Source organism: Campylobacter concisus (assembly GCA_002092835.1).
GTDB classification, from domain to species: Bacteria; Campylobacterota; Campylobacteria; order Campylobacterales; family Campylobacteraceae; genus Campylobacter_A; species Campylobacter_A concisus_K.
Genome location: LVWL01000020.1, coordinates 72,674 through 86,202, shown reverse-complemented (window position 1 = coordinate 86,202; position 13,529 = coordinate 72,674). Strand labels below are relative to the sequence as shown.

The window sequence follows — 13,529 nt, the reverse complement described above, 5'->3', positions numbered from 1 at the left end:
TTTAGTGGCAAGCCTTGCGGGACCTAAAATCAATAGTGAATTCTTACGAGAGAATGAAGGTTTAAAATTTGCAAAATAGTAAATTTCTATTTTTAAAAATATAGACTTTAAATTTAAAAACTTTATTCGAAAAAGAGGGGACTTGAATTACGAAGCCGTACCCTTATACCCTTTTTGAATCCACTGTCTGCTTGCAGTTACGAGACGAAATCGAAGTAAAAACCCCTCGCACGTTAGAGGGCATGCGATAGTGCTTTGCGCCGCATGCATTTTATATCAACCAAGTGTCAGGTAAAATTTAAAATTTATGAGCGAGCATATCACGCTTACAAATTCAGTGGCAAGTGATAACGAGACCTGAATTTGGTAAGTTGCTAATGCGAGTGAGTAAGATTTTAAAATTTGTAAGAGTATTTGATCAAATTTACAAAAACGAATTTAAAGAATACCTATTTATATATGTAAATTTACTAGAGAGGATTTAAGAGCCAAAGAGGCTCTTAAATTTTAGTGGAGTTCGCTCCAAACTTTGCGTTTCCAAAGCCAAGCAAAAATTCCTAAGATAAAGAAGTAGATCATGACATAAAGCCCTGTGCTCTCGCGCTCAGCCTTCTTCTTGTCGCCTACTTTTTGGATATAAGCTACCACGTCGTCTTCAGCGGCTTTATTTAAACCAACTCTTGGCATTGCGGTACCTGGTAGCATCTTTTGAGTATCGTTTATAAATTTATGCAGATACTCATCACCTTTTGAACGAATCATCATCGATAGGTCAGGTGGGTTTGAGCCCATATAAGCAGCAAGGCTTACTTTGTTGCTAAATGCATATTTTTTGTCATATTTTATATCATGACATCTTTGACATGCATCAGCAAATACCTTTTCTTCAGTGATCTTGCTCTTTGTATCTGCGTCAGCTGATACCTTTTTAAGGTAAGCAACTATGTCAGCGATCTCAGCGTTTATATCGCCGCCAGCACCCATAAATGCAGTCATCGGATAAGGATGCTCGTCGTTAAATTTATGAGATAGTTTTACAGCCATAGTTGGATTTTTGATGAGTGCAGCTAAAAATCTCTCGTCATAAATTTTACCAGCTGTACTAAGATCTGGTGGCACTACGCCAAAGCTTTGGCTAGCTGTCTCAGCGTCCATACTAGCTGGCATGCCAGCTGCTTCTATGCCGTGGCATCCTGTACATCCAGCTGCCCCAAACGTTTCAGCACCCTTTGCAGCATCACCCTTTGCAAGGTCGATAGAGTTTATATCAGCCCAAAAAGCTGTATAGTCATCAAGAATTTTTTGTGCTGTCTCAACATCTTTTGTAGCTGCATCGATGCTAGCTTTGTTGCCGCTAGCTTTTGCAGCCTCAAGCGCCTCTTTTTTCTGCTCTAAAAAGTGTTTAGCGTAGTCAGTATCTTCTTTTGAGAAGTTATACTCAGCATTTGCAGTGTGCGGATGAAGCTTTGTGTGAGCGTAAGGCTCGATACCCCAGTATAAAATACCTGAAAGGATAACAACGATGGCAAAAATTTTAAGCTCTTTCATGATTAGCCCCTTTTTCTTTCAAGTATTGTGATAACTGGAAGTGCGATTATAAATAGCACTAAAAATAGCAGTGACGCATAAAATCCTATCCAGTCGTTGATGCCGCCTGTTGGGAGCTTGCCATATATAGATAATACGATAAGGTCAGCAACTAGAACCCAAAACCATACGAAAAATAGTGGTCTTTTGTGAGCTGGTGCTACAAGACCGCTTCTATCAAAGAGTGGTATAAGCATAAATGCCACGCCCGCAAATGCAAATGCGATAAGACCGATGTTATAAGCTGAAATTCCAGCTATATCAAAGAAAAAGCCACGTAAAATTTCATATTGCCACAAGAAATACCACTCTGGGTAGATATGTGGTGGGGTTTTTAGTGGATTTGCTGGCTCAAAGTTGATAGGATCCATTGCAAAGTTGAAGTGATAGCAAACAAGATAGATGACAAATATCATAAAGAATGATACATACATAAAGTCTTTTGCCAAAAATCCTGGCCAAAATGGTATAACTTTAGATTTTGCTCTATCGCCGTGTAGATACTCTTGTGCCTCTACTTCAAAGTCTATATCTTCGCTTGTTAGGTTATTAACGTGTGGGACTCTTAAAGAGTAGAAGTGAATAACCAAAACAGCTATCGTTACAAGTGGTAATAAACAAACATGAAGCATAAAAAATCTAGTAAGTGTTGAGTCGCCAACTGCATAATCACCTCTAATCCACTCAACTAAAGCGTCACCAATAACTGGTACACCGCCAAAAAGCTGAGTGATAACAGTCGCCGCCCAGTAGCTCATCTGTCCCCATGGGAGCATATAACCACTAAATGCCTCTGCTGAAAAACAGATAAATAGCACCATACCACTTATCCAAATGACCTCTCTGCCTCTTTTATATGAACCATAGTAAAGTCCAGTAAGCAAGTGAATATACATAATAAGAAATATCGTAGAAGCTGAAACTGCGTGAATGTGACGCCAAAGCCAGCCATACTCGACCTCTTGCATGATAGTATAATTTACACTATCAAATGCCAAATTTACATCTGGTTTGTAATACATTAAAAGCAAAAAACCGGTAACGATTAAGAGCATAAAAAGCGTTGTTAAAATAACGCCCATTGCCCAAAGGAAATTTATATTTTTTGGAATCCAGTATTCGCTAACTAGAACCTTTATAAGTTTTGTAAAAGCTAGGCGTTGATCAAGCCAGTCAATAACGCCAGTTGATTTATGAGCTAAAGACATTGCTATCCTCCTAAGCTTTTGCTACTAATTTTTCGTATTCTGGGCTTGTTTCGCCTAGAACTAGCTTGGTTCCATCGATCTTAAATGGTGGTATATCAAGTGGTCTTGGAGGAGGTCCGTATGTTTGCATTCCGTCGGCATTAAATTCGCCGCCATGACAGGCACATACAAACATTTGTTTGCTTGCTTTATACTCAGGTATACAACCAAGATGCGTGCAAAGTCCGATAAGAACTACGTATCTAGCATCCCCTACGACAACATCTCTTTTGTCATTTTTAGCCATATCAGGACTTTTTTTGAGTATGAAAATAGGCTTTTTACGCCACTCAACCTGCCTCATTTCTCCATCTTTGATCGGACTTAGATCAACTGTTGTGAAACCAGCAGCTTTTACGCTTGGAAGCGGATCCCAAGTCTTTTTAACAGCCACTAGTGACATAGCGCCGCCGACAGCTGCCACAGCACCAAACGCAAGGCCGATAAAGCTACGTCTTTCTTGCTTTACTGACATTAAATTCCTTTCTATAAATAAATTCTTAACGATTATACTCTCAAAAAATTAAAAAAGTATAATTTCTAAATATAATCTGCAAAAATAATGTTAATTTTAGCTTAAACGTAAATCTTGATTTTAAGATAAAAATTTTAAGCTTTATGGCTTTTTGAACTAAACCAAAAATCAAAATCAGCCAAGCCTTTTCTCATTCATCTTTATATAAATATGTAAGATATCAATCGCAGCTGGCGTGATACCTGAGATTTCACTCGCAGCAAAAAGCGTAGGCGGTGTAAATTTCTCAAGCTTTTCGACCACTTCATTACTAAGACCACTCACACCTCTAAAGTCAAAATTTTCAGGAATTTTTACATCCATCATATCTTTCATTTTTTCTATTTGATTTTTTTGCTCATTTATGTAGTGCTGATATTTACACTCGGTTAAAATTTGATCCACACTCGCATCATCTAAATTTACAAATTTCTGATCAAGCTTTCTTAGTTTCTCAGCTGTAAAGCTTTTGCGTGCAACAATCTTTTGAAGGCTCACATTTTGACTTATTGGCTCTTCATCAAGGCTAGCTAAAAGCTCTAAATTTTGCTTGCTCGGCGTAATTTGAGTATTGTTAAGGTAAGCAAGCCCATCTTTTAAATTTTGCCTGATAGCTCAATTTCATTAAAAGTCTCGTCATCAATAAGTCCAAGCTCATGGCCATATCCACCAAGCCTTAAAATGGCATTTTCCTCACGCAAAAGCAAGCGATACTCCGCCCTACTCGTAAACATCCTATATGGCTCTTTTGTCCCTTTTGTGACAAGATCATCGATCAAAACGCCAATATACGCCTCATCGCGGCGCAAAACAAGCGGCTCTTTGTTATCAAGCGAAAGCGCTGCATTTATACCAGCCATTAGCCCTTGAGCACCAGCCTCTTCGTATCCTGTCGTGCCGTTTATCTGTCCAGCCAAGTATAGCCCTTTTACCTTTTTTGTCTCTAAGCTATGTTTTAGCTGTATTGGCTCGACGTAGTCATATTCGATAGCGTATCCATGCCTTACGATTTTCGCATTTTCAAAGCCCTTTATAGAGTGTAACATCTGCACTTGCACTTCATAAGGCAAGCTAGTTGAAAAGCCGTTTATGTAGTACTCTGTCGCTTCAAGGGTCTGAGGTTCGATGAAAAGGTGGTGTCTGTCGCGGTCGCCAAAGCGGTTTATTTTATCCTCGATACTTGGGCAATATCTTGGTCCGATGCCCTCGATCTGACCTGTAAAAAGTGGTGCTTTGTCAAAATTTGAGCGAATTATCCCATGCGTAGTTTCGTTTGTATAGGCGATGTAGCACGGCAGCTGCGTTGGGGAGAAATTTTTAGTTCTAAAGCTAAATGCAACTGGCTTTGCGTCGCCATCTTGCTTTTCTAAAATTTCAAAATTTATCGTTTTTGCATCTATCCTTGGGCATGTTCCAGTCTTTAGCCTGCCTAAATTTAGCCCAAGCTCTCTTAAGCTAGAGCTTAGATCCTTTGCACTTAGCTCACCCACACGGCCGGCTTCTAGTTTGTTAAATCCAACGTGAATTAGCCCGTTTAAAAATGTACCAGTTGTGATTATCACCTTTTTTGCATTATAGATGTTATTTAGGTGGGTTTTAACGCCCGTTACTTCGCCATTTTCGCTTAAAATTTCAGTGGCGATCTCTTGAGAAATTTCTAAATTTGGCGTATTTAAAAGCAAATTTCTCATATAAACGCGGTATCTATCCATATCGATCTGAGCGCGGCTACCACGTACTGCTGGGCCTTTGCTCTCATTTAGCACGCGAAACTGGATACCAACAGCGTCAGTTGTAAGTCCCATTTGACCGCCAAGCGCGTCGATCTCTTTTACAAGATGTCCCTTTGCAAGGCCTCCAATGGCCGGATTACAGCTTGCAGCGCCTATTTGCTCGGCTAAGATAGTGATCAGTAAAGTTTGTTTGCCCATTCTAGCAGCCGCTAGACTTGCCTCAATGCCTGCATGTCCGCCGCCAACAACGATTATTTCATAATTCATGATAAATTTTTCCTATTTTTTGATTGTGTGATTTTATCCAAAAGCATATAAAATTTAAATTTCTTAGAAATTTTTATTACTAAATTTAATGTAGAGTTTTTTATTAATAATATTTTAAATATTTTGCTGTTAGATTTACAAAATTTTTAAAATTACAAAGGTCTTTCTATGATGAGTTTATTAAAAGTTGCTGGTTTTTTGCCATATCTTGCGATCGCATTTTTAAATGCAAGCGTCGATCTAGCACATAAGATCACTATACAAAATGTTCTTTTAAAAACATACGATGGTGACATACTTTTTATATTAACAGCAGTTATAAATGCAATGATTTTATTTCCTTTTATATTTTTATTCTCACCATCAAGCTTTATAAATGATAAATTCTCAAAGACAAAAGTCATAAGAATTTGTGCTATTTTTGGCCTTATCATTAGTGTCGCGGTGCTTTTTAGCTACCTTGCAGGTGCTTTTGGCGTAGCTTTTGCTTTAACTCTTATTTTAGCTGCTCAAAGTGCTATATACTCGCCAGCAAAATATGGAATCATTAAAGCTCTAGTCGGCCCTGAGCGCCTTGGCACAGCAAACGGCATCATCCAAGCGCTCACCATCGTTGCGATACTTTTTAGCTCATTTTTGTTTTCGTTTATATTTGAAAATTTATACATCCAAGGCGAAAACTCAGAAGAAATTTTAAAAAGCGTCTATCCTATTGGTATCTTTTTAGTCTTATTTAGCGCACTTGAAGCGTATTTTGCTTATAAGTTACCTTGCATCGATGAAAAAGACGAAACAAGCGAAAATTTTGATATTAAAAAATATATTCGCCTTAGCTATTTAAGAGAGAATTTAAAAGAAGTAAGGTCAGATAAAAACATCTGGCTAAGCATCGCTGGACTTAGCATATTTTGGGGAATTTCTCAGATCATCATCGCAGCTTTTCCTGCTCACTATAAGGCGGTTTTTAATGACGATAGCTCGCTAGCGGTGCAAGCAATCCTTGCAGCAAGTGCCATAGGTATCGCATTTGGCTCATACGTGGCTGGTTCTATGTCAAAGCTACACATCGAGCTTGGTATCGTGCCGATGGGCGCTATGGGTATATTTTTCTCACTTTTATTTTTCGCATTTGGCTCAAACATCGGTGTAGTAAGCCTTAGCTCATTTGCATTTGGCTTTTTTGGCGGCATATTTATAGTGCCGCTAAATGCGATGATCCAGTACTTTGCCCCGCAAAAGACGACCGGCAAAATAATGGCAGCAAACAACTTCTTGCAAAACGTCTCAATGCTGCTATTTTTAGCTATTGGCATAGGCTTAGTATATTTTAAAATTTCAACCACTGGCCTCTTTGTCTTTACAGCGCTTGTTTGCTTAATTGGCAGCTTCTACGCCATTTTGCAGCTTCCGCACCTTTTTACAAGGCTACTTTTACTGCCATTTTTAAAGACAAAGTACCGCTTTTTTGTAGAAGGGCTTCAAAATTTACCGCAAAGTGGTGGTGTGCTACTTCTTGGCAATCACATCAGCTGGATCGACTGGCTCGTGCTTCAAGCTGCAAGCCCAAGAGGCATAAGATTTGTCATGTATAGAACGATCTATAACAAATGGTATCTAAAGCAAATTTTTAAATTTTTTAAAGTGATCCCAATAGGCGCAGGAGCTAACAAAGAGTCGATCGAGTTAGTTAGAGAGTGCCTAAAAAATGGCGAAGTGGTTGCACTTTTTCCGGAAGGCCACATCAGCTACAACGGCCAGATAAATGAATTTCAAAAGGGCTTTGAGCTTATCATCAGAGATCTGGAAGAAATTTGCATCGTGCCGTTTTACCTTCGTGGCCTTTGGGGCTCGAGCTTTTCAAGAGCTAGTAAATTTTATAAAGACCTCACTTCTAAAAACGGCAGACGTGACATCATCGTCGCTTTTGGCAAACCAATAACCACATTTATAAACGCTGCAAAAATGAAGCAAAAGGTGCTTGAGCTTAGCTTTTCATCATGGGAGAGCTTCATATCAAGACAAAAACCACTAACTGAGGAGTGGCTAAGCAACGCAAAAGAGGATAAATTTAAAGAGTGCGTGAGCGACAGCACTGGGCTAAATTTAAGCAACCTGAAATTTATAACAGCCGTTTTAGTCTTTATCAAAATTTTTAAACGCGAGCTAAAAGATGAGAAAAATATAGGCATTTTATTACCTAGCTCAAGTATCGCAGCGATAGTAAATATGGCGCTTCTTGCCATGGGCAAAGTGAGCGTAAATTTAAACTACACACTAAACGAGACCTCGCTAAATCACGCCCTAAGAAAGGCAAATATAAACACGGTGATCACATCTAACAAATTTCTTGAAAAGCTCACACTTAAGGGCTTTGATCTAAAAGATGCGATGAGTGGCAAGGCTAAATTTGCCGAAGATCTATCAAATTTAGTCTCTAAAAAAGAGAAATTTTTCACACTTTTAACGGCATTTTTTGCCCCAACTTGGCTTATTAAGCTTTGCTATTTTAGGCCAGTGAGCTTAGAAGATACAGCTACCATTTTATTTAGTAGTGGCAGCGAGGGCGAGCCAAAAGGCATCGAGCTAAGCCACAAAAATTTACTTGCAAATATTAAGCAAATAAGCGAACTTCTAAATTTCAAAAAAGATGACGTGATCTTAAACTCACTCCCAGTATTTCACTCATTTGGCCTAACGGTCACCACGCTCATGCCACTTTGTGAGGGCATAAAAATGGTAAGCGTACCTGACCCAACAGATGGAGCAACTATCGGCAAAATGGCTGCAAGACACAGCGCTAGCATCATCTTTGGCACCTCAACGTTCTTTAGGCTCTACACAAGAAATAAAAAGCTTCATCCGCTAATGTTTCAAAGTGCCAGAATGGTCGTAGCTGGGGCGGAGAAGCTAAAACCTGAGATAAAAGATGAGTTTAGGCTCAAATTTGGCATAGAAATTTATGAAGGATACGGCGCAACCGAAACGGCACCGGTGGCTGCTGTAAATATGCCAAATATCCTAGAAAAAGAGAGCCTAAAAGAGCTTACATTTAATAGACCTGGCAGCGTTGGCATGCCTCTGCCTGGCACCATCATCAAGATAATTGACCCAGAGACGCTTGAAGAGCTTGAAACTGGCGAGGACGGACTCATCGTCATCGGCGGATCGCAAGTGATGAAAGGCTATCTAAACGACGAAGCTAAAACAAACGATGTCATCACGCATATAGACGGCGTAAGATATTATAAAACTGGCGACAAAGGTCACATCGATGAAAACGGCTTTGTATTTATCGTCGATAGATACTCAAGATTTGCCAAGATCGGTGGCGAGATGATAAGCCTTGGAAGCGTCGAAGAAGAGCTTGCAAAGGTGCTTGGAAGCGACGTTGTCTTTAGCAGTGCAAACGTGCCAGATAGCAAAAAGGGCGAAGCGATCGCGCTTTTAGTAAAAAGTGGCACAGAGCCTGAAAATTTAGAGCAAATTTTAAAAGAGAGCAACTTAGCTCCGATAATGATGCCAAGCTATATCTTCATCGTTGATGATATCCCAACACTTGCAAGTGGCAAGGTTGATTTTAAGGGCGTAAAAGCTCTAGCGGTCTCACTTCTAGCGGAGTGAGGCACCGCCTCTTTTTTGTAATAAAATAGCGCTAAAATGCTGGCCATGCCGTAGTTGTGACTGACATTTGCATAAATCTTGAAAATTTTTGCAAAGAGTTTTGTATAAAAATTTCTATTGCTTTTTAAATTTGGTGCAATTCGTGTGATTGTTTGCTAAATTCTGCCTTTACAAAATTTTACTAGTAGATCATAAAAGATGATGCCATACAAATAGTGAACAAATGGGCTATAACATAGAAAAAGGTAACAAAGAGCTACTAAATAAGATAAATAATGCCCTAAATGAGCTTAGCAAAGAAGGAGTTTTAAGCGAAATTTCGCTTAAATACTTCGGCAAAGACATTTCTAAATAAGGAGAATCAATGAATTTTAAGCCCATTTTTGGCTTTATCGCAGGTGCTTTTTTAGCTTTAAATTTAAATGCTTCAACTATCAAAAAAGGCGAGCTTATAGTTGCAACTGAAGGCACTTACTCACCTTACTCATTTTATGACGAAAGGGGCGAGCTAGTAGGATATGACGTAGATATCGCAAAAGCTGTAGCAAAGAAGCTAAATTTAAAGATCGACTTTTTAACAGCCCCTTGGGACGCGATGCTTGCGGCATTTGACGCTGGCAAAGCAGACGTTGTTTTTAACCAAGTTAGCATAAACGAAGATAGAAAGAAAAAATATGATATGAGCGTGCCTTACACTATGCCATATCCCGTAATTGTCGTACATAAAGACAATAACGACATCAAAAGTTTTGCTGATCTAAAAGGCAAAAAGAGTGTGCACTCTGCGACTAGCAACTGGGCAGCAATAGCCGAAAAAAACGGTGCAACAGTGGTTGTGGCTGATGGCTTTAGCAAAGGCGTGGAGCTTATCATCTCAAAAAGAGCTGATGATACGATAAACGATAACGTTACATTTTTTGACTACATCAAACAACGCCCAAATGCGCCACTAAAAATCGCATACACAAGCAACGAGCCGATGCCAACAGCTGCAATCGTTAAAAAAGGCAACACTGAGCTACTAGAAGCGATAAACAAAGCACTTGATGAACTAAAAGCCGAGGGCAAGATAAGCGAAATTTCGATGAAATATTTTGGAAAAGATATTTCAAAATAAAGGATCAAAATGAAATTTACAAATTTATTAAAAGTAGTAGCTGTGCTTGCAATGGCTCTAAATTTACAAGCAAAGACCATAAAAGACGGCGTGCTAACAGTAGCAACTGAAGGCACTTACGCTCCTTTTACATTTTATAATGATAAAAATGAGCTAGTGGGATACGATGTAGATATCGCAAGAGCGGTAGCGCAAAAGCTAAATTTAAAAGTTGAGTTTCTAACAGCTCCTTGGGATGCGATGCTAGCGGCATTTGATGCTGGTAAGGCCGATGTTGTATTTAATCAAGTAAGCATAACTGATGAGAGAAAGAAAAAATATGCTTTTTCAGTGCCTTATACTGTGACATTTGGAGCTATCATCACTAGAAAAGATAATAACGACATAAAAAGCTTTGCTGATCTAAAAGGCAAAAGAAATGCCGACTCAGCTACGAGCAACTGGGCGAAAGTCGCCGTAAAATACGGCGCTGAACACGTCGTAACAGATAGTTTTGCTAAAAGTATGGAGCTTCTTATATCAAGGCGTGTAGATGCTGTTGTAAGAGACAACATCGTATTTTACGACTTCATAAAAGAGCGTCCAAACGCACCTGTAAAGATAGCCGCCTCACTTGATGAGAAAGACTACACAGCAGCAGCTGTTAAAAAAGACAACGCCGAACTTGCAGAGCAAATTTCAAATGCTCTAAACGAACTTTCAAAAGAGGGCAAACTAGAAGCTATCTCAAAAAGCTACTTTGGCAAAGACGTCTCAAAATAAATTTATAAACCAACAAGGCAAAAATGGAAAATTTAGATAGAGTGATCGAGCTTGTTTCAGCTCGACGCTACCGATGATCATCGCACTTTTAAAAGTGACGATCCCACTTACTTTACTCTCGTTTTCGCTAGGGCTTGTCATCGCCATTATCACAGCAGTAGCGAGGCTTTCAAATATAAAAATTTTAAAATTTATATTTGCCACCTACGTTTGGATATTTCGTGGTACGCCGCTTCTTGTGCAACTTTTTATAGTATTTTATGGACTTCCTAGCATCGGAGTCACGCTTGATACTTGGAGTGCGGCTACTATCGCATTTAGTCTAAATGTGGGCGCTTATGCCTCTGAATCTGTAAGAGCAGCCATACTTTCTGTGCCAAAAGGTCAGTGGGAGGCTGCAACATCGCTTGGTATGACGCACTATCAAATTTTAAAACGTATCATCGCACCCCAAGCAGTGAGAATCTCGTTGCCACCGCTTTCTAACACATTTATAGGCCTTGTTAAAGACACTTCACTGGCAGCTTCTATAACGATGGTTGATATGTTTATGGTCGCTCAAAGGATCGCAGCAAGGACCTTTGAGCCACTCATCCTCTACATCCTAGCAGCACTTATCTACCTGGTGGTTTGCACACTCTTAACCTATCTTCAATCAAGGCTTGAAAAAGCTGTCTCAAGGTATGTCTAATGGCTATAAATTTTAAAAATATAAGCAAATCTTACGGCGATCATTTGGTGCTAGATAACATAAATACAAGCTTCAAAGAGGGGCAAACGACCGTGATAGTTGGCTCATCTGGTTGTGGTAAATCAACACTTCTTAGATGTATAAATTTACTTGAGATCCCACAAATTGGAATTTTAGAAGTAGATGACAGAGCCGTAAATTTTAAAGAGAAGCTTAGCTCAAAAAAGCTTTTAGAAATTCGCAAAAAAACAGGCATGGTTTTTCAAAGCTTTAACCTTTTCCCACACCTAACAGCGCTTCAAAATGTCACCGAAGCTCCGATCTATGTTCAAAAAAAGGATAAAAACGAAGCAATAAAAGAGGCAAAAGAGCTTTTAGCTAAAGTGGGGCTTAGCCACAAAGAAGATACCTATCCAAACAGGCTCTCAGGCGGACAAGCACAGCGTGTAGCCATCGCTAGAGCCCTGGCTGTAAATCCATACTTTTTACTACTTGACGAGCCTACAAGTGCGCTTGATCCAGAGCTTGAGGCTGAAGTTTTAAAGGTCATCTTATCTCTTGCAAAAGAGAAAAAGTCTATGATCATTGTCACTCATAATATGAATTTTGCTAGAAAGATAGCTGATAGAATTTTGTTTTTAGATAAAGGTGTGATCGCATTTGATGGTTTGGTAGATGAGTTTTTCAATAGCCAAAACGAAAGAATAAAAAGCTTCATCTCAGCTATGGATATATAAAAATTTTAGCTAGAAAATCTAGCTAAAAATTACATTAAGCAAAGTGAGGTTTTATCTGCTCGATCCAAGCTGAAATTCTACCCTCAGTTTTGTCACTTTGGTTATCAGCATCAAGTGCTAGACCTACAAATTTTCCATTTCTAACAGCATCAGAGCCATCAAATGTATAGCCATCAGTGCTAACCTCACCAACTACCTTTGCGCCAGCTTTTACGACCTCATCATAAAGCTTTGCCATGCCGTTACAGTACTCATCAGAGTAGCTCTCGCTATCACCCATACCAAAAACAGCGACTGTTTTTCCGCTTAGATTTAATGCTTTAAAGTCAAACGCATCCCAGTCATCTTGAAGATCGCCACTACCCCAGGTTGATGTACCAAGGATGAGCTTATCAAAGCTATTTAGTTTCGCTGCGTCTACATCAGCAACGTTTAAAAGCTCATTTTCAAGGCCTAGACCCTCACTTATAAGTTTTGCTGCATCTTCGGTATTTCCCATGCTACTTCCATAAACTATACCTATCATTTTTATCCTTTTTAAAAAATTTTACTAATAATCGTATAAGGCACAAGCTTGATCAAACCTCTCGCACAACAGTGCCTAACCTCAACGTGTCGCCTAAATTCCTCATTTCTAGGAAAAACGATATAAACCATCTCGCACTCGTGACCAAGCACACCGACGGCTCTATCTATATCGTCGTTTAAATTTCTCATATCATCAAAGCTCACTTTTTTAAAGCTTGGCATGACGCTGAGCAAATTTTTACCATCTTTTTTAACCGAAATGACACCACCATTTAGCACGACCTCTTTATCTTGATGGCGGAGGCGTATTTTATCATAAACAAATTGACAAAACATCTGTGCCGCATCGATACAAAGCTCAAATTCTCCACTTGCATAAAGCATTTTTATCATCTTTGCAGCCGCCATTTTTGGCTCTTTTGCTATAAATTTTATCTTTGAAAAGTCGCCTTTTAAATAAGCATTTATGATGATATTTGATGAAAAACAAAAGCGATCTGCTGGCTTAAAATTTAGACATTTTTCGCGAAGTAGGAAATTTATCCTAGCCTCAAAAATTTCTTTGAAATTTAGAAATTTAGCGTAAGAAAGTGGTATTTTTAGCTCACTTTCTACGCCAGAATTATAAAGTGCAATAAAAATTTTTGCACGTGAAAGCCTATCAAGCTTTGCAAAAATATTTGGAGTTATTTCGCCAATATCTGATAAAAGCCCGAATCTCATTG

General features: G+C 39.0%; 10 protein-coding genes and 1 pseudogene. 5 read left to right on the top strand and 6 right to left on the bottom strand.

The window, feature by feature from the left end; genetic code table 11:
- Positions 1–507: 507 nt before the first annotated feature.
- The 4 genes and pseudogenes from A3835_06270 to A3835_06255 all read right to left on the bottom strand — a co-directional run bounded on the left by A3835_06270 (position 508) and on the right by A3835_06255 (position 5,348).
- Positions 508–1,548, bottom strand: a complete 1,041-nt coding sequence (locus A3835_06270; protein ORI07191.1) for a cytochrome C — start codon at positions 1,546–1,548, stop codon at positions 508–510.
- A 2-nt stretch (positions 1,549–1,550) separates the two neighbouring features.
- Positions 1,551–2,795, bottom strand: coding sequence for a ubiquinol cytochrome C oxidoreductase (locus A3835_06265; GenBank protein ORI07190.1), 1,245 nt, complete (start codon positions 2,793–2,795; stop codon positions 1,551–1,553).
- 10 nt (positions 2,796–2,805) lie between these two features.
- Complete coding sequence (locus A3835_06260; GenBank protein ORI07189.1) at positions 2,806–3,309, bottom strand: ubiquinol-cytochrome c reductase iron-sulfur subunit; 504 nt, start codon at positions 3,307–3,309, stop codon at positions 2,806–2,808.
- Positions 3,310–3,483: 174 nt separating this feature from the next.
- Positions 3,484–5,348: pseudogene (locus A3835_06255) on the bottom strand (tRNA uridine(34) 5-carboxymethylaminomethyl synthesis enzyme MnmG).
- Positions 5,349–5,516: 168 nt separating this feature from the next.
- Between A3835_06255 and A3835_06250 the strand changes: the two are divergent.
- From A3835_06250 to A3835_06230, 5 genes are all read left to right on the top strand, one after another.
- Positions 5,517–8,969 (top strand): 2-acyl-glycerophospho-ethanolamine acyltransferase, encoded by a 3,453-nt coding sequence (locus A3835_06250; protein ORI07188.1) that lies wholly within the window; start codon positions 5,517–5,519, stop codon positions 8,967–8,969.
- A gap of 364 nt (positions 8,970–9,333) precedes the next feature.
- Entirely contained in the window at positions 9,334–10,086 is a 753-nt protein-coding gene (locus A3835_06245; protein ORI07187.1) for an amino acid ABC transporter substrate-binding protein, read from the top strand.
- 9 nt (positions 10,087–10,095) lie between these two features.
- Positions 10,096–10,848, top strand: a complete 753-nt coding sequence (locus A3835_06240; GenBank protein ORI07186.1) for an amino acid ABC transporter substrate-binding protein — start codon at positions 10,096–10,098, stop codon at positions 10,846–10,848.
- Positions 10,849–10,921: 73 nt separating this feature from the next.
- Positions 10,922–11,539 carry a cysteine ABC transporter permease gene (locus tag A3835_06235; protein ORI07185.1) on the top strand — a complete coding sequence of 206 codons (618 nt, stop codon included), beginning with the start codon at positions 10,922–10,924 and terminating at the stop codon, positions 11,537–11,539.
- The gene (locus tag A3835_06230; protein ORI07184.1) at positions 11,539–12,276 is read left to right on the top strand and encodes an arginine ABC transporter ATP-binding protein ArtP; all 738 of its coding nucleotides are present in this window, start codon (positions 11,539–11,541) and stop codon (positions 12,274–12,276) included. Before A3835_06235 ends, A3835_06230 begins: the two co-directional genes overlap by 1 nt.
- Before the next feature lie 34 nt (positions 12,277–12,310).
- On the opposite strand, the gene A3835_06225 is transcribed toward A3835_06230, so the two are convergent.
- Together A3835_06225 and A3835_06220 are read right to left on the bottom strand one after the other, a co-directional pair.
- Positions 12,311–12,802 (bottom strand): flavodoxin, encoded by a 492-nt coding sequence (locus A3835_06225; GenBank protein ID ORI07183.1) that lies wholly within the window; start codon positions 12,800–12,802, stop codon positions 12,311–12,313.
- Between the two features lie 11 nt (positions 12,803–12,813).
- Positions 12,814–13,527 (bottom strand): UDP-N-acetylmuramate--alanine ligase, encoded by a 714-nt coding sequence (locus A3835_06220; GenBank protein ORI07182.1) that lies wholly within the window; start codon positions 13,525–13,527, stop codon positions 12,814–12,816.
- Positions 13,528–13,529: the final 2 nt, after the last annotated feature.

Excerpts from the sequence above, each read along its gene's own strand:
- A3835_06245 (ORI07187.1), top strand. The coding sequence starts at position 9,334 with ATGAATTTTAAGCCCATTTTTGGCTTTATCGCAGGTGCTTTTTTAGCT.
- A3835_06240 (ORI07186.1), top strand. The coding sequence starts at position 10,096 with ATGAAATTTACAAATTTATTAAAAGTAGTAGCTGTGCTTGCAATGGCT.
- A3835_06260 (ORI07189.1), bottom strand. The coding sequence starts at position 3,309 with ATGTCAGTAAAGCAAGAAAGACGTAGCTTTATCGGCCTTGCGTTTGGT.
- A3835_06270 (ORI07191.1), bottom strand. The coding sequence starts at position 1,548 with ATGAAAGAGCTTAAAATTTTTGCCATCGTTGTTATCCTTTCAGGTATT.
- A3835_06265 (ORI07190.1), bottom strand. The coding sequence starts at position 2,795 with ATGTCTTTAGCTCATAAATCAACTGGCGTTATTGACTGGCTTGATCAA.
- A3835_06235 (ORI07185.1), top strand. The coding sequence starts at position 10,922 with ATGATCATCGCACTTTTAAAAGTGACGATCCCACTTACTTTACTCTCG.
- A3835_06220 (ORI07182.1), bottom strand. The coding sequence starts at position 13,527 with ATGAGATTCGGGCTTTTATCAGATATTGGCGAAATAACTCCAAATATT.
- A3835_06230 (ORI07184.1), top strand. The coding sequence starts at position 11,539 with ATGGCTATAAATTTTAAAAATATAAGCAAATCTTACGGCGATCATTTG.
- A3835_06250 (ORI07188.1), top strand. The coding sequence starts at position 5,517 with ATGATGAGTTTATTAAAAGTTGCTGGTTTTTTGCCATATCTTGCGATC.
- A3835_06225 (ORI07183.1), bottom strand. The coding sequence starts at position 12,802 with ATGATAGGTATAGTTTATGGAAGTAGCATGGGAAATACCGAAGATGCA.